The organism is Bradyrhizobium sp. USDA 4452, assembly GCF_054063575.1.
On sequence record NZ_JBSSGK010000001.1, the window covers coordinates 3,477,970 to 3,494,101 of the forward strand.

12 protein-coding genes are annotated in these 16,132 nt (G+C 65.7%); 9 read left to right on the forward strand and 3 right to left on the reverse strand.

Translation table 11 applies throughout. The features are described 5' to 3' along the window. Positions 1-129 precede the first annotated feature (129 nt). The 6 genes from ACVISU_RS16730 (at position 130) to ACVISU_RS16755 (ending at position 9,666) form a co-directional block, all read left to right on the forward strand. Positions 130-1,119: a TRAP transporter substrate-binding protein gene (locus ACVISU_RS16730; protein ID WP_456707643.1), complete on the forward strand. Its 990-nt coding sequence runs from the start codon at positions 130-132 to the stop codon at positions 1,117-1,119. Between the two features lie 34 nt (positions 1,120-1,153). Next, complete coding sequence (locus tag ACVISU_RS16735) at positions 1,154-3,208, forward strand: ATP-binding protein (protein ID WP_456710833.1); 2,055 nt, start codon at positions 1,154-1,156, stop codon at positions 3,206-3,208. Continuing rightward, on the forward strand, positions 3,178-4,923 hold the full coding sequence (locus tag ACVISU_RS16740; RefSeq protein ID WP_050406005.1) for an ATP-binding response regulator: 1,746 nt from the start codon (positions 3,178-3,180) through the stop codon (positions 4,921-4,923). Before ACVISU_RS16735 ends, ACVISU_RS16740 begins: the two co-directional genes overlap by 31 nt. Next, positions 4,920-5,657 (forward strand): response regulator, encoded by a 738-nt coding sequence (locus ACVISU_RS16745; RefSeq protein WP_050406003.1) that lies wholly within the window; start codon positions 4,920-4,922, stop codon positions 5,655-5,657. The genes ACVISU_RS16740 and ACVISU_RS16745 overlap by 4 nt, the downstream gene beginning before the upstream one ends. Positions 5,658-5,768: 111 nt before the next feature. Beyond that, complete coding sequence (polA, locus tag ACVISU_RS16750) at positions 5,769-8,807, forward strand: DNA polymerase I (RefSeq protein ID WP_456707644.1); 3,039 nt, start codon at positions 5,769-5,771, stop codon at positions 8,805-8,807. A gap of 223 nt (positions 8,808-9,030) precedes the next feature. Next, on the forward strand, positions 9,031-9,666 hold the full coding sequence (locus ACVISU_RS16755; protein WP_050406001.1) for a LysE family translocator: 636 nt from the start codon (positions 9,031-9,033) through the stop codon (positions 9,664-9,666). A gap of 60 nt (positions 9,667-9,726) precedes the next feature. Here the strand turns inward: ACVISU_RS16755 and ACVISU_RS16760 are convergent, their stop codons facing one another. Then, on the reverse strand, positions 9,727-10,353 hold the full coding sequence (locus ACVISU_RS16760) for a glutathione S-transferase family protein (RefSeq protein ID WP_456707645.1): 627 nt from the start codon (positions 10,351-10,353) through the stop codon (positions 9,727-9,729). 215 nt (positions 10,354-10,568) lie between these two features. Here ACVISU_RS16760 and pyrE point away from each other — a divergent pair, with 215 nt between their 5' ends. Next, entirely contained in the window at positions 10,569-11,132 is a 564-nt protein-coding gene (gene pyrE, locus ACVISU_RS16765) for an orotate phosphoribosyltransferase (RefSeq protein ID WP_050405999.1), read from the forward strand. Between the two features lie 334 nt (positions 11,133-11,466). Further along, positions 11,467-12,249, forward strand: a complete 783-nt coding sequence (locus ACVISU_RS16770; RefSeq protein WP_456710834.1) for a DUF2865 domain-containing protein — start codon at positions 11,467-11,469, stop codon at positions 12,247-12,249. A 13-nt stretch (positions 12,250-12,262) separates the two neighbouring features. On the opposite strand, the gene ACVISU_RS16775 is transcribed toward ACVISU_RS16770, so the two are convergent. Together ACVISU_RS16775 and ACVISU_RS16780 are read right to left on the reverse strand one after the other, a co-directional pair. Beyond that, the gene (locus ACVISU_RS16775; protein WP_456707646.1) at positions 12,263-12,694 is read right to left on the reverse strand and encodes a hypothetical protein; all 432 of its coding nucleotides are present in this window, start codon (positions 12,692-12,694) and stop codon (positions 12,263-12,265) included. A gap of 391 nt (positions 12,695-13,085) precedes the next feature. Further along, positions 13,086-13,319: a hypothetical protein gene (locus ACVISU_RS16780; RefSeq protein ID WP_456707647.1), complete on the reverse strand. Its 234-nt coding sequence runs from the start codon at positions 13,317-13,319 to the stop codon at positions 13,086-13,088. A 296-nt stretch (positions 13,320-13,615) separates the two neighbouring features. Here ACVISU_RS16780 and ACVISU_RS16785 point away from each other — a divergent pair, with 296 nt between their 5' ends. Next, on the forward strand, positions 13,616-16,126 hold the full coding sequence (locus tag ACVISU_RS16785) for a glycogen/starch/alpha-glucan phosphorylase (protein WP_050405994.1): 2,511 nt from the start codon (positions 13,616-13,618) through the stop codon (positions 16,124-16,126). Positions 16,127-16,132: the final 6 nt, after the last annotated feature.

Below are 16,132 nucleotides of genomic sequence, written 5' to 3' on the forward strand. Positions count from 1 at the left end.
TCAACCGACACCGCAGGTTGCAGCGCGGGTCTAGCGTTTGCCCGATGGGCGAGCCAGCGCCATTCTGCTAGAATGCGTTGAACCTTTTGCTCCCGCCCTGGACACAAATCACAAGGGGAATTGTAACCAGTGTACCGCCGCGCCGGCCTTTCGCGGACAATAACGCTTGCCGTCGCGCTGTTATGCACAGCGGTCTCGGCGAGTGCCTTTGCGCGCGAATTCCGCACCGCCGATACCCAGAATGAAGACTATCCGACGGTCCAGGCGCTGAATTACATGGACCGCCTGATCACCGAGCGCACCGGCGGCCGGCACCGCATCGTGGTCTTCCATTCCCGTCAGCTCGGCGAGGAAAAGGAGACGCTGGAGCAGACCCGGGCCGGCGCCATCGATCTGAACCGGACCAATGTCGCGCTGATCGGAACCATGGTGCCTTCCGTGAACGTGCTGGCGATGCCGTTCCTGTTTCGATCCCTTGAGCACCTGCAGCATGTGCTGGATGGACCGATCGGCAACGACATCCTGAACAGCCTCGAGGCCCACGGCTTCGTCGGGCTGACCTTCTACGATTCCGGCGCCCGCTCGATCTACAACAGCGTCCGCCCGGTGCGCTCGCTCGACGACCTCAGGGGGCTGCGGCTGCGGGTGCAGCAATCCGAACAGATGTCGGACATGATCCGCGCGCTCGGCGCCCAGCCGGTCGAGATGGCCTACGGCCAGGTGCAGACCGGGCTCGCCAACCGGCTGATCGATGGCGCCGAGAACAACTGGCCGTCCTTCGTCACCACCGGCCACTACAAATACGCCGGCTACTACACCCTGACCCGGCACACCGTGAGCCCCGAAGTGCTGGTGATGTCGCGCAAGGCCTGGGCCAGCCTGACGCCGGACGAGCAGATCATCCTCCGCGAGGCCGCGCAGCGCTCCAGTCTTTACATGCGCGAGAAGTGGCGTGAGCTCGAGGAGCGCTCGCGCAAGCAGGCGGAGCTGGCCGGCGTCACGGTCGTGACCGATTTCGACCGCAAGCCGTTCGAGGCGGCGATGGCCGGCATCTATGCCAAGGCGGAGCGCGATCCGGCAATAGCAGCGCTGATCGAACGCATCCGCAACGTGGAGTGACCGGATCTTGGACGCGCCCAAACAGGACGGGACGATGCGACGGCGGGCGGTCTTTGGGCCGCAGGGCCGCTTCCGCATCGTCCAGTTGCTGCGCGCGGTGCCGATCCGCTGGCGCATCCTCTCGATCGCGCTGCTCAATTCCGCCGTCGTGGTGGTGCTCGCGGTGCTGATCTGGAACGGCTCGAAGGTGCTCGGCTCGGCCTGGGACGATGTCCGCCAGGTGCGGGAATCCGACAAGATCCTGGCCAAGCTGGAAAGCGAGACCAGCCGCCTGCAGAACCTGATCCATCGCTACATCAACCAGCCGAGCCCGGACCTGTTCGCGGAAATCCTGCTGCTCCGCGAGGCCGTGCTCGGCACGCTGACCAACCGGGCCTCGACCGACCCGATGCTGTCGGGCTCGGTCGAGCAGCTGGAGCGCGTCACCAGCCGCTTCCTCGACGGCTTCGGTGAATTGCGCACCGTGCAGACCAGGATCTCCAAGACCTATGACGAAGAGGTGCTGACGCCGACCAAGGACATGGCCGGCCTCTATTCGATCATCGAGGGCGCCACCGGCCATCGCGACGCGCTGATCTGGCCCGCGCTCGGCAAGTCGCGCGAGGCCTTCACCTCGCTCCTGGTCGCCGCCAACGCCTACTACCTCTCGCTCGCCTCCTCGTCGGCCGAGGAAGCCCGCCGCAACATCGATACCATCGAGAGGACGATCCCTGTCATGACCGATCTGGCCGAGAACGATCTGCAGCGCATGGCGCTGGCGCGGCTCAAGGTCAAGACCGCCGAGCTGCGCGACGGGCTCGCCAAGCTCAGCGAACAGCTCACCAACCGCACCGATCTCTTGCGCAACTCGATCGACGCCAGCCAGGCCGATGCGATCGGCGCGATCGACGATCTCTCGGTGAAGATGCGCCAGCGCGAGCAGAAGGCGCAGGAGACCTTCGACAGGACGCTGACGTCGATCTCGCGCCGGGTGCTGTCGATCGCCGTGATCTTCCTCGGCGTCATCATGTCGGCGGGCGTGATGATCGCATTGTCGATCCGCCTGCCGCTGGCGCAGATCCTGACCGCAATGCGCGCGATCACCTCGGGAGACCTCGACCGGCCGGTGCAGGGCACGTCGGCCAAGGACGAGGTCGGCGCCATGGCGCGCGCGGTCGAGGTGTTCCGCGAGAACGCCATCGCCAAGCGCAAGACCGAGGACGAGCTGCGCACCGCCAAGGAAAAGGCCGAGAGCGCGCTGCTCGAGCTCAACACCGCGCAGCAGAACCTGATCGATGCCGAACGCCTCGCCGCGCTCGGCGGCCTCGTTGCCGGCGTCGCCCACGAGGTCAACAATCCGATCGGCATCAGCCTGACGGTCGCCTCGAGCTTTGCCCGCCGCAGCGAGATGTTCGAGAACGACCTCAAGACCGAGCCGCTGCGCCGCTCCAGGCTCGACGAATTCGTGCGCGCATCGCGTGACGCATCGCAGCAACTGGTCTCGAACCTGCAGCGCGCCGGCGAACTGATCCAGTCGTTCAAGCAGGTCGCGGTCGATCGCTCGCATGCCGAACGCCGCCAGTTCGCCTTGAGCGAAGCGACCGACCAGATCGTGGCGAGCCTGCGGCCGGTGCTGAAGAAGGCGGCGATCGCGCTGTCCGTCGATGTGCCCGACGGGCTCCTGATCGATGGCTATCCCGGCGCCTATGGGCAGATCTTAACCAATCTTTTCCTCAACGCCGTCAATCATGCCTTTGCCGACGGCCGCTCGGGCAACATCACGATCTCGGCGCGTGGCCGTGGCACCGATGATGTCGAGATCATCTTCGCGGACGACGGGGCTGGCATGACGCCGGACGTGCAGCGACAGGCGTTCGACCCGTTCTTTACGACACGCCGCAACGAAGGTGGCACGGGCCTCGGCCTGCATATCGTCTATAACCTCGTCACCCAGCAGCTCGGCGGACGCATGATGCTGGAGTCAAGGGTAGGACAAGGCACCACTTTTCGCATTATCATGCCCAGGATCGCCAAGGGCGAGCCGACGATCACTGACGCAGCAGCCGACGGAACCAGTCAATGGCCGAACAGGACGATGTCCTCCAACTGATCGACGACACCGAGAGCCCCCCGGAGGACTCGCCGGTACGGAAATGGAAGATCGCCGTGATCGACGACGATCACGCCGTCCATGAAGGCACCCGTTTTGCGCTCAGCGACTACAATCTGAACGGCGCGACGCTGGAGATCCTGTCGGCCTACTCTGCGGCCGAAGGCCGCACGCTGATGCGCGACAACCCCGACATCGCGGCCGTGCTGCTCGATGTCATCATGGAGACCGACGTCGCCGGCCTCGAGCTCGTCGAATACATCCGCAACGAGATCAGGAACGAGACCGTGCGCATCATCCTGCGCACCGGCCAGCCCGGCCAGGCGCCGGAGCGGCGCGTCATCGTGCAATACGACATCAACGACTACAAGGCGAAGACCGAGCTCACCGCCGACAAGCTGTTCACCTCGCTGACCGCGGCGCTGCGCAGCTATCAGCAGCTCGAGCGCATGGTGCAGACCAGGCGCGGGCTCGAGATCATCATCGACGCGGCCTCGACGCTGTACGACTTCAAGTCGATGCAGCGGCTGGCCGAGGGCGTGCTGACGCAACTCGCCTCGCTGCTCAATGTCGATTGCGCGGGGATCCTGGTGCTGCGCGACGACGGCAACGCCGCCGCCTGTGATTTCTCGGTGCTGGCCTGCTCGGGCTGCTACAGCCGCTTCATCGGCACGACCTCGTCGAAGGCGCTCGATGCCGATTTGCGGCACATGGTCGAGGAAGCATTTCAGCGCCGCAAGAACGAGTTCGCCGACCACCGCAGCGTGCTCTATTCGCGCACCGGCAGCGGCCGCGAGGTCGTGGTGCTGCTGCAGGCCGAGCGGCAGCTCTCCGACACCGACCGTGCGCTGGTCGAGATCTTCTCCAGCCGGCTGTCGATCGCGTTCGACAACGTGATCCTGTACCAGCAGCTGCACGAGGCCAACACCCAGCTCGAGGACCGTGTCGCGCAGCGCACCCGCGCGCTGAGCCAGGCCAACCGGCGGCTGTCGGCGCAATGGCTGCGGCTGCAGCGCGCCAATGGCTTCAAGAACGAGATCCTCGGCACTGTCGCCCACGACCTGAAGAACCCGCTCGGCGTGATCCTCGGCCGCACCGAGATGCTGACCGAACTGATCGGCGCCGGCTCGCCGAAGGAGAACGTCACCGCCCAGGTCGAGCACATCAGGGACGCCACCAGGCGGCTGACCTCGATGGTCGACCATTTGATCTCGGATGCGATGGCCGACGCCTTCGACATCACCATCCGCCGCGAGCCGGTCGACGTCGCGGCGCTCGTCAACGAGGTCACCGAGGCCAATCTGCCCTCGGCGGTCAACAAGCAGCAGAGCATCTCGGTCTCGGGGCCGCAGCATTTCGTCACGATGTGCGATGCCGACCGGATCCGCGAGGCGATCGACAACCTCGTCAGCAACGCCATCAAGTACTCGCCGATCGGCGGCAAGATCACGATCGCGGTCAGCCACGAGGGCGACGACACCGTGATCCGGATCGCCGACCAGGGTCCCGGCCTCAGCCCCGAGGATCTCGGCCGGCTGTTCGGCCGGTTCCAGCGGCTGTCGGCCAAGCCGACCGCGGGCGAAAGCTCGACCGGGCTCGGCCTGTCCATCGTCAAGCGCATCATCGACATGCATGGCGGCCATGTGACCGCCCAGAGCCCGGGCCCCGGACAGGGGTCGACCTTTACGGTTACACTGCCGGCGACAGAGACATGAACCAGAACCCGCATATCTTCATCGTCGACGATGAGGCGCCGGCCCGCGAGATGGTCGGCGATTACCTCAAGATGCACGGCTTCGGCGTGACGCTGTGCGACGGCGGCAAGAGCCTGCGCAAGGAGATCGAGAGCAACACGCCCGATCTCGTGGTGCTGGACCTCAACATGCCCGAGGAGGATGGTCTGTCGATCATTCGCGACCTCAAGAGCAAGATCAACGTCCCCGTCATCATGCTGACAGCTACTGCCAGCCCGATCGACCGTGTGGTCGGGCTCGAGCTCGGCGCCGACGACTACGTGGCAAAACCCTGCGAATTGCGCGAGCTGATGGCGCGCATCCGCTCGGTGCTGCGGCGGAGCGGGCCGGCGAAGACGGCCGCGCCGGAACCTTCCAGCGCCAAGGCCGAAAAGGAGCAGCTGGTGCGGTTCGGCACCAAATGGCTCGATCTCGAGGCCCAGGCGCTGCGCGACGACGAGGGCAATGAGCACCCGCTGACGGCCTCCGAATTCGGCCTGCTCAAGGTGTTCGCCGCCAATCCGAAGCGCGTGCTGTCGCGCGAGCGGCTCCTGGAACTCGCCAATGCCCGCGACGCCGAGGCCTTCGACCGCGCCGTCGACCTGCGCATCATGCGCATCCGCCGCAAGATCGAATTCGACCCGACCAAGCCGTCAGTGATCCGCACCATCCGCGGCGGCGGCTACCTGTTCTCCCCGACCGGGGACAAGGCGTAGTCTTTCTCGACGTCGTCGTGGCCAAGCCAGGACGACAAATCGTTGTGTGGCGCGGGCGGATTCAACGACACTAAGGCTGTCAATCCGCGCAAAAATCCCTAAGTTTCGGCCATGCCGAAAACAGCCTCCAAAGACCCCGCCAAGCCCGCCCCGAAGACCGCAGCCAAGCCCGTCGCCGCCAAGCCGGCGGCCAAGGGCGACCATATCTTTTTGGTCGACGGGTCGGGCTACATCTTCCGCGCCTATCACGCGCTGCCGCCGCTGAACCGCAAGTCCGACGGGCTGCAGGTCAATGCCGTGCTCGGCTTCTGCAACATGCTGTGGAAGCTGCTCCGCGACATGCCGGAGGACAACCGGCCGACCCACCTGGCGATCGTGTTCGACAAGTCGGAGATCACGTTCCGCAACAAGCTGTATCCCGACTACAAGGCGCACCGGCCGCCGGCGCCCGACGATCTGATCCCGCAATTCGCTCTGATCCGCGAGGCGGTGCGCGCCTTTGAGCTGCCCTGCCTCGAGCAGGTTGGCTTCGAGGCCGACGACCTGATCGCGACCTATGCGCGGCTCGCGACCGAGCGCGGCGCCACCACGACGATCGTGTCGTCCGACAAGGATCTGATGCAGCTCGTCAACGACAAGGTCGTGATGTACGACACGATGAAGGATCGCCGCATCGGCCGCGACGAGGTGATCGAGAAATTCGGCGTGCCGCCCGAGAAGGTGGTCGAGGTGCAGGCGCTGGCCGGGGATTCCACCGACAACGTGCCCGGTGTGCCCGGCATCGGCATCAAGACCGCCGCACAACTGATCATCGAGTATGGCGACCTCGACCAGCTGCTGTTCCGCGCCGGCGAGATCAAGCAGCCGAAGCGGCGCGAGGCGCTGCTCGAGAATGCCGAGAAGGCGCGCATCTCGCGCCAGCTCGTGCTGCTCGACGACAAGGTCGAGCTCGAAGTGCCGCTCGACGACCTCGCCGTGCACGAGCCCGACTCGCGCCGGCTGATCGCCTTCCTCAAGGCGATGGAGTTCTCCACCCTCACCCGCCGCGTCGCCGAGTATGCGCAGATCGATCCGGCCAATGTCGATGCCGATCCCGGCAACAAGAGCGGCGCCAGCGTGTTCTCGCCGCTGCCGCCGTCGGATGTGACGCCCACACCGGGCGACGCGCCGACAGCGGCCGCGGCACCACCGGCGAAGACCAAGCCGACCGGCGCGCGCGACGACAAGAACTCCAGCCTGAAGGGCACGCCGGCAACGCTGGCCGAAGCCCGCGGCGAGGCGATCCGCAAGATCGGCTTCGATCGCAAGGCCTACCAGGCGATCGGCAATCTCGATCAGCTCAACGCCTTCGTCGCGCGTGCGCACGACAGCGGCACCGTCGCGATCGAGGCGATGTCGGAATCGATCGACCCGATGCAGGCCGAATTGTCGGGACTGGCACTCGCCCTGGCGCCCAACGACGCCTGCTACGTCCCGCTCGGCCACCGGGAGGCCGGCGGCGGCGCCGGGCTGTTCGATGCCGGCCTCGCACCCGGCCAGATCAAGACCGCCGATGCGCTGAAGGCGCTCAAGCCACTATTGGAGTCCGCCGGCATCCAGAAGGTCGGCTTCAACGTCAAGTTCACCGCGGTGACGCTGGCGCAGCACGGCATCACGCTGCGTAACATCGACGACGCGCAGCTGATGTCCTACGCACTCGATGCCGGCCGCGGCTCGCATGCGCTGGAGGCGCTCGCCGAGCGCTGGTTCGGCCATGCCGTAGTCAATTACGGCGGCCTCGTCGGCAGCGGCAAGGGCAAGCTGACCTTCGATCAGGTCACGATCGACAAGGCGACCGAATACGCGGCCGAAAGCGCCGACGTGATCCTGCGGCTGTGGCGCGTGCTGAAGCCGCGCCTCGTCGCCGAACGGATGACGACGGTCTACGAGACGCTGGAGCGGCCGCTGGTCTCGGTGCTGGCGCGGATGGAGCGGCGCGGCATCTCGATCGACCGCCAGGTGCTGTCGCGACTGTCGGGCGATTTCGCCCAGACCGCGGCGCGCGTCGAGGCCGAGATCCAGGAGATCGCCGGCGAGCCGGTCAATGTCGGCAGCCCGAAGCAGATCGGCGACATCATCTTCGGCAAGATGGGGTTGCCCGGCGGCACCAAGACCAAGACCGGCGCATGGTCGACCACCGCGCAGGTGCTCGACGATCTCGCCGAGCAGGGCCACGAATTCCCGAAGAAGATCCTGGAGTGGCGCCAGGTCTCGAAGCTGAAATCAACCTACACCGACGCGCTGCCGACCTACGTCAATCCGCAGACCCATCGCGTGCACACGACCTACGCACTGGCCGCGACCACCACGGGCCGGCTGTCGTCGAACGAGCCGAATTTGCAGAACATCCCTGTTCGTACCGAGGACGGCCGCAAAATCCGCCGCGCCTTCATCGCAACGCCCGGCCACAAGCTGGTGTCGGCCGATTACTCCCAGATCGAGCTGCGGTTGCTCGCCGAGATCGCCGACGTGCCGGTGCTGCGCCAGGCATTCCGCGACGGGCTCGACATTCACGCCATGACCGCCTCCGAAATGTTCGGGGTGCCGATCAAGGACATGCCGAGCGAGGTGCGGCGTAGAGCCAAGGCGATCAATTTCGGCATCATCTACGGCATCTCGGCGTTCGGTCTCGCCAACCAGCTCGGCATCGCGCGCGAGGAAGCCTCGGCCTACATCAAGAAGTATTTCGAGCGCTTCCCCGGCATCCGCGCCTATATGGACGAGACCAAGGACTCGTGCCGCCGCAACGGCTATGTCACCACGCTGTTCGGCCGCAAGATGTACTACCCCGACATCAAGGCGTCGAACGCTTCGGTGCGCGCCTTCAACGAGCGTGCCGCGATCAACGCGCGGCTGCAGGGTACCGCGGCCGACATCATCCGCCGCGCCATGATCCGGGTCGAGGACGCGCTCGCCGAGAAGAAGCTCTCGGCGCAGATGCTGCTGCAGGTGCATGACGAACTGATCTTCGAGGTGCCCGACGACGAGGTCGCGGCGACGCTGCCCGTCGTGCAGAAGGTGATGCAGGACGCGCCGTTCCCCGCGGTGATCCTGTCGCTGCCGCTGCAGGTCGACGCCCGCGCCGCCAACAATTGGGACGAGGCGCATTAGAGTCCGCCTCTCCCGTCATTCCGGGGCTCGCCGCAGGCGAGAACCCGGAATCCATCCATCCACAAATTACGCCGCCTGATGGATTCCGGGTTCGTGCTTCGCACGCCCCGGAATGACGACAAGAGACCGGGTGAGGTGCAAACCACATTGCTCCGAGAGCAATTCCTGCATGGCCGCTCAGCGGGCGACACGCTAAGAACGTGTATCCCTTGCGAGACCCGTCATGCCCCACACATCCGCTCTGCTCGGCTTTGCGCTCGTCTGCCTCGGAATGGTGCTGACGCCGGGGCCGAACATGATGTACCTGATCTCGCGCTCGATCACGCAGGGGCCGGCGGCCGGCATCGTCTCGCTCGGCGGCGTCGCGCTCGGCTTCGTGTTCTACATGCTGTGCGCGGCATTCGGCATCACCGCGCTGCTGTTCGCTATTCCCTATGCCTATGACGCGCTGCGCTTCGCCGGCGCCGCCTATCTGCTCTGGCTGGCATGGCAGGCGCTGAAGCCGGGCGGCCGCTCGCCGTTCCAGGTCAAGGCGCTGAAGGTCGACGGCCCGCGCAAATTGTTCGCGATGGGCTTCCTGACCAATCTGCTCAACCCGAAGATCGCGATGCTCTATCTCGCGCTGCTGCCGCAGTTCATCGATCCGGCCGGTGGCAGCGTGCTGACGCAGTCGCTCGCGCTCGGCTCGATCCAGATCGTGATCAGCGTCAGCGTCAATGCGATGATCGCACTCGCCGCCGGCTCGATCGCGGTGTTCCTCGGCACCCGCCCGACCTGGCTGCTGGTGCAGCGCTGGCTGATGGGCACGGTGCTCGCCGGGCTTGCGATGAAGATGGCGCTCGAGGCGCGGCGGGCGTGATCAGTACCGTCTCCCGCAAGGGGAGCAGGGAAGTAAGCGCGTAGGGTGGTAGAGCGCCCCTCAATCCAGCTTCGCTTCCATCCCCCGCTTCGTCGCCGGGCGGGCCATCAGCGTCTCGTACCAGCGCTTGACGTTGGGGAAGTCGGCCAGATCCACCTTGTGGCGCGGATGGCGCCAGGCCCAGCCGAGAATGGCGAAATCAGCCACCGAGAGATCGCCGGCGACGAAGTCGCGGTCGGCAAGCCGGCGGTCCAGCACGCCGTACAGCCGCCGTGTCTCGGTCATGTAGCGCTTCAACCCGTAGGCGCGGTCCTGCTCGTTCTCCAGCGCGATGAAATGGTGCACCTGGCCCGGCATCGGGCCGAAGCCGCCCATCTGCCACATCAGCCACTCGTAGACCGGGATCCGCTCGATGAGCGGTTTCGGCAGGAACTTGCCGGTCTTCTCGCCGAGATAGAGCAGGATCGCGCCGGACTCGAAGATGCTGACCGGCTTGCCGCCGGGCCCATCCGGATCGACGATCGCCGGGATCTTGTTGTTCGGGCTGATCGCGAGGAAGGCGGGCGCCATCTGCTCGCCCTTGCCGATATTCACCGGAATCACCTTGTAGGGCAGCCCCATTTCCTCCAGCGCCACCGAGATCTTGCGGCCATTGGGCGTGTTCCAGGTGTGCAGCTCGATGGTCATTTCCGCTTCCCTCGCAAGTGTTTGGCCGGGTGTTTGGCGCTTGCTTTAGGGGGAAGCCGGGGGCCGCACAACCCGCGCTTTCCGCACACGGCTGCGCTGAAATGGCGGCGCGGGCACTGTTGACGGCGGGATTTACCCGCTGGAATGTGCGGCGGACCGCCGATAGATTGCCGGCCGCCTCAAAGCCCCCGAAGAACCCTCAAGGGAAAAAGCCTTTGTCCAAATCAGCCTCCCGCGCCCGCCTCGCCGAGATCATCCGCAAGCGTTCGTTCGGCCGCGGCGAGATCACCCTGGCGTCGGGCCGCAAGAGCGACTTCTATTTCAACCTGAAGCCGACGATGCTCGATCCTGAAGGCGCAGCGCTGCTCGCCGAGCTCACCTATGAGGCGCTGAAGGACGACAAGCTCGATTTCGTCGGCGGGCTCGAGATGGGCGCGGTGCCGCTCGCCGGCGCCATTGCGCAGCTGTCCTGGCTGAAGGGTCATCCGATCGCGGCCTTCTTCGTGCGCAAGAAGCCGAAGGAGCACGGCGCGCGGCTCGCCGTTGAAGGGCTCGCCAAGGGCGAGACACTCGCGGGCAAGCGCATCGTGATCGTCGAGGACGTCACCACGACCGGCGGCTCGGCGCTGAAGGCCGTGGAAGCCGTGCGCGAGGCCGGCGGCGAGATCGCGCTGGTGTTCACCATGGTCGACCGCGAGGAAGGCGCGACCGAGACGTTCGCCGAAGCCGGCTTGCCGTTCCGCGCGCTGTACAAGGCCGGCGAGTTCCTGAAGGACTGAGGGCTTTTGCTCCCCCTCTCCCCGTTCTTACGGGGGAGAGGGTTGGGGTGAGGGACTGCGTCCACGAATCGTGTGTGCCGTGGGACCTGTACCCCCCTCACCCGGATCGCATCTCGCGATGCGATCCGACCTCTCCCCGCAAGCGGGGCGAGGTGAGGAGGAGTTCGCGCGCGTCCGCCTGCTTCTTGTGACGACGTCACGCTCGATCAATCGCTCGTTTACCATCCCGTCTTAAGGTGAATTCGCCGGGGCAGCTTGTCGCCGCGGCGTGGCGCGTCGGGTGGAGTTGGCGTTGCGTACAGAGTTGAGTGATCGGCGCGTGCGGCGCCGCGTGATGCTTGCCGCCGCTGCGTTCGCGGGTTCCGTTCTGGTCGTGCCCGCTCCTGTCTCGGCCGAAGGGCTGTTCGACTTCTTCTTCGGCGGTTCCCAGAAGCAGCAGGGCCGGCAGGCCCCGCCGCAACCCAATTTCTTCGCCGATCCGTTCGGCCTCAACCAGCAGCCTGAACGGCAGCAGTCTGCGCCGACCTCGGCGCCGCGCGTGGCCGGGTCCGGACCGGCCTATTGCGTGCGCAGCTGCGACGGCAAGTATTTCCCGCTGACGCTGCGCGGCAACGCGACGCCGGCGCAGCTCTGCCAGGCGTTCTGCCCGGCGAGCGCGACCAAGGTCTATTACGGCAGCCATATCGACAGCTCCGCCTCGGCCACGGGTGAGCGCTACACCGACAGCGAAACCGCCTTCGCCTATCGCAAGGCGCTGCGCGCCGACTGCACCTGCAACGGTCGCGACCCGGCCGGGCTCGCGCCGGTCGACCTTGCGCTCGATGCCTCGCTGAAGGCCGGCGACGTGATCGCAACCACCGACGGCCTCGTCGCCTACACCGGCATCCGCGTCGGCAACGAGCAGTCGTTCGACTTCACGCCGGTCGCCTCCTATCCCGGACTGACCGCGGCGGTCCGCGCGCGGCTCGGCGAGATGAAGGTCGCGCCCGTCAGCGCCGAGATCGCCAGCGACGCGCCGCTGCCGGAAACCAGGAGCGATGTCGCGCCGCCGGCGCCGTCGTCGGTGGTGCCAAAGGGCCAGGCCGCAAAGCCCGCCAAGCGGGCCGAGGTGGACTGACCGGCGCAAGCCGTCAGCGCGCCACGATCACGCCGATCACATTCGGTGCGGCCATGTATTTCTCCTCGATCGCGGCCCGTGCCGCGGCGCGGTTCTCCGGAGTGAGGATGCCGCGCTTCTCGGCGAGGATCATCCAGCAATAGCCCCACCAGTCGGTCAGCATGCCCTGATCGTCGACGAGGTCGTAGCCCTGCTCGGCCGCGAAGATGCGCGCATGCGCCGCATCGAGCGTATCGAGCCAGGCATGATCCTCCAGCGAGAACAGCTCGTCGCTGAAATCATCGGTCGTGTAGCCCCAGATCGACATGCAGACCGCGTTGAACTCGCGATCGAGCTGGTCGTCGTCGATCGGCTGGCGCCGCGAGGCCTGGTGCAGCCGCGACAGCGACCGCGCGAAATCGGCAATCCGGGTCAGGGCGAATTGATCAAAGGCGATGGTGGACATGTAGTCCTCGCGGAGACTTGGAGACCATAGATATTGTATCGGCGCAGGCGCCGAATCACAATGATATATCAAAGGCTTGCTAAAGTGTTCTTAATTCGTTCTGATTGGTTTATGGATCGTCGTTGTTGGTCGTCGTCCTGGCGAAGCCAGGACGACGATGTGGCGCGAGCGAGCATCATCGCCCCGCCACGCGCGTATGCCCCAGACGCAATTCGGGCCGCTGATCAGGTCAGCGGCCCGTTGAATACTGCTTCGGTATGAAATGCGTCGGAGCTGAAAAATGTGCCCGCCCCACGAGCGACAGCTGTGTTTGTAAAGAACTCGTTAAGTCCTGGAAATCCGTACCACTCCGGTGTTCCCAACGGGCGCGAAGCTGCGTTGCGCGGCTCGTTCAATTCGCGGCGGACAGCAGTCTGTCGCCGCAGGCATTCGCATAGAACTTGCCGCCGCATTGCCGCTTGATGGCGGCACAGCGCGCGGCCGGCGATGCGTTCTGCGGCATGCTGAAGCCGCAAGTCAGACCATCGGCGCTGCGGCCCGGTCTGCCCGCGGCATAGGCTGCGCTGGTCGCCGTGATGCACACCACGAGGAATGCCGCGGCCGCGATCTCGATCAGGAGTCTCATCGCATCCTCCGCTAAATCGTCGCGAAAACTCGCTCTCCACCGCCAATCGTAGCACCGATGCCGGGAGGCGGAGGCCCAAAAGGTTCCCGGAGCGGCCCGGTCCTTGCATAAAATCTCGGCAGCGCGGCGCATGGCCTTGTTCCGGACGGTTTCGATTGCCATGCAACGCGCGTATCATTGTGTGGAGCATGATCGGGAGGCGCGGACATCGGAGTTTCCGGGGGCCATGCTCGAACAAGGCGATGAGATCGTGATGCTCGCATCATGATCGATCTGAACGGCAGGGATTGGGCGTTTTGCACGAACAAACAAACTACCCGGCATTGAACCAGCCGATCGACGAGCTGGCGCTGGCCGAGATCAAGGGCGCGATCCTCGCCAAGCTGCGGCTTGCGATCGGCAAGGATGCCGGCATGGCGACCCGGCGTGACTGGTACAAGGCGGCGGCGCTGGCGCTGCGCGACCGCATCGTGCACCACTGGCTGACGGCCGAGAAGCAGAGCTACGACGCCGGCGCCAAGCGCGTCTATTATCTCTCGCTCGAATTCCTGATCGGCCGCCTGTTCACCGACGCGCTGAACAATATGGGATTGCTGCCGCTGTTCGAGGCGGCGCTCGGCGACCTCGGCGTCGACCTCTCCGACCTGCGCAAATGCGAGCCGGACGCCGCGCTCGGCAATGGCGGCCTCGGGCGGCTCGCGGCCTGCTTCATGGAGAGCATGGCGACGCTGGCGATCCCGGCGACCGGCTACGGCATCCGCTACGATTTCGGCCTGTTCCGCCAGATCATGAATCAAGGCTGGCAGCAGGAATATCCCGACGAATGGCTCGCCTTCGGCAACCCCTGGGAATTCCAGCGGCCGGAGGTGGTCTACAACGTCCATTTCGGCGGCACTGTCGAGCATGTCGACGAGCGCGGCCGCGACCGCGCCACCTGGCATCCCGCGGAAACCGTCGAGGCGATGGCCTACGACACGCCGATCGTCGGCTGGCGCGGCCAGCACGTCAATGCGCTTCGGCTGTGGTCGGCGCACGCGCCCGACCCGCTCAAGCTCGACGTCTTCAACACCGGCGACTACGTCTCGGCGAGCGCCGAGCAGGCGCGCGCGGAAGCGATCTGCAAATTCCTCTATCCGAACGACGAGAGCGCGGCGGGCCGCGAGCTGCGGCTGCGCCAGGAATATTTCTTCGTCTCGGCCTCGTTGCAGGATCTCGTCAACCGGCATCTCGCCTCCGACGGCGGCCTGCGCAACCTCGCACAGAAGGCGGCGGTGCAGCTCAACGACACCCATCCGAGCCTTGCGGTCACCGAGCTGATGCGCATCCTGGTCGACCTGCACAATTTCCGCTGGGACGAAGCCTGGAAGATCACCGTCGCGACGCTGTCCTACACCAATCACACCCTGCTGCCGGAGGCGCTCGAGACCTGGCCGGTCGAATTGTTCGAGCGGCTCTTGCCGCGGCACCTCGAGATCATCTACCGCATCAACGTGGCGCATCTGGCGCTCGCCGAGGAGCGCTTCCCCGGCGACATCGAATACCGCGCCTCGGTGTCGCTGATCGACGAGCGCAGCGGCCGGCGGGTGCGGATGGGCCAGCTCGCCTTCGTCGGCTCGCATCGCATCAACGGCGTCTCCGCGATGCATTCCGACCTGATGAAGGAGACCGTGTTCCACGACCTGCATCATCTCTATCCCCAGCGCATCACCAACAAGACCAACGGCATCACCTTCCGCCGCTGGCTGATGCTGGCCAATCCGCGGCTGACCGCGCTGCTGCGCGAGACCTGCGGCGAGGCCGTGCTCGACGACTTCTCGCTGCTCGAGCGGCTCGAGCCCCACTCGAGCGACCTCGAATTCCAGAAGCGCTTTCGCGACGTCAAGCATCACAACAAGCTGGCGCTGGCGCGGCTGATCGGCGAGCGCAACCACATCAAGGTCGATCCGTCGGCGCTGTTCGACGTGCAGATCAAGCGCATCCACGAATACAAGCGGCAGCTGCTCAACATCCTGGAAACCATCGCGCTGTATCACGCGATGAAGGACGATCCGGGGGCGAACTGGGTGCCGCGGGTCAAGATCTTCGCGGGCAAGGCCGCGGCGAGCTACCGCTACGCCAAATTGATCATCAAGCTGATCAACGACGTCGCCGAGATCGTCAACAACGACGCTTCGCTCGGCGGCAGGCTGAAGGTTGCCTTCCTCGCCGACTACAATGTCAGCCTCGCCGAGGTGATCATCCCCGCCGCCGATCTGTCCGAGCAGATCTCGACTGCCGGCATGGAGGCCTCGGGCACCGGCAACATGAAGCTCGCGCTGAACGGCGCGCTGACCATCGGCACGCTCGACGGCGCCAACATCGAGATCCGCGACAATGTCGGCGAGGAGAACATCGCGATCTTCGGCCTGGAGGCCGGCGACGTCATGGTCCGCCGCAAGCAGGGCCTCGATGCCAGCGACATCATCCGCAAATCGCCGCGGCTCGAGCGCGCGATCCGCGCCATCGAGAGCGGCGAATTCTCGCCAGGCGATGCCGCGCGCTTCGCCTCGATCGGGCACGCGCTGCGCTATCTCGACCACTACATGGTCTCGGCCGATTTCGATTCCTACTATGACGCACAGCGCGGCATCGACGCGCGCTGGCGGGTGCCCCCGGCCTGGACCCGCGCCTCGATCCTCAACGTCGCGCGCATGGCGTGGTTCTCCTCCGACCGCACCATCCGCGAATACGCCGAGGACATCTGGCACGTGCCGGTGCATCCGAGTGCCTCTCCGCAGCTCGGCAGCCAGCGCGAGGCGAAGGGGTAATCCCGG

Excerpts from the sequence above, each read along its gene's own strand:
- ACVISU_RS16735 (WP_456710833.1), top strand. The coding sequence starts at position 1,154 with ATGCGACGGCGGGCGGTCTTTGGGCCGCAGGGCCGCTTCCGCATCGTC.
- ACVISU_RS16740 (WP_050406005.1), top strand. The coding sequence starts at position 3,178 with ATGGCCGAACAGGACGATGTCCTCCAACTGATCGACGACACCGAGAGC.
- ACVISU_RS16745 (WP_050406003.1), top strand. The coding sequence starts at position 4,920 with ATGAACCAGAACCCGCATATCTTCATCGTCGACGATGAGGCGCCGGCC.
- polA (WP_456707644.1), top strand. The coding sequence starts at position 5,769 with ATGCCGAAAACAGCCTCCAAAGACCCCGCCAAGCCCGCCCCGAAGACC.
- ACVISU_RS16755 (WP_050406001.1), top strand. The coding sequence starts at position 9,031 with ATGCCCCACACATCCGCTCTGCTCGGCTTTGCGCTCGTCTGCCTCGGA.
- ACVISU_RS16760 (WP_456707645.1), bottom strand. The coding sequence starts at position 10,353 with ATGACCATCGAGCTGCACACCTGGAACACGCCCAATGGCCGCAAGATC.
- ACVISU_RS16770 (WP_456710834.1), top strand. The coding sequence starts at position 11,467 with ATGCTTGCCGCCGCTGCGTTCGCGGGTTCCGTTCTGGTCGTGCCCGCT.
- ACVISU_RS16775 (WP_456707646.1), bottom strand. The coding sequence starts at position 12,694 with ATGTCCACCATCGCCTTTGATCAATTCGCCCTGACCCGGATTGCCGAT.
- ACVISU_RS16780 (WP_456707647.1), bottom strand. The coding sequence starts at position 13,319 with ATGAGACTCCTGATCGAGATCGCGGCCGCGGCATTCCTCGTGGTGTGC.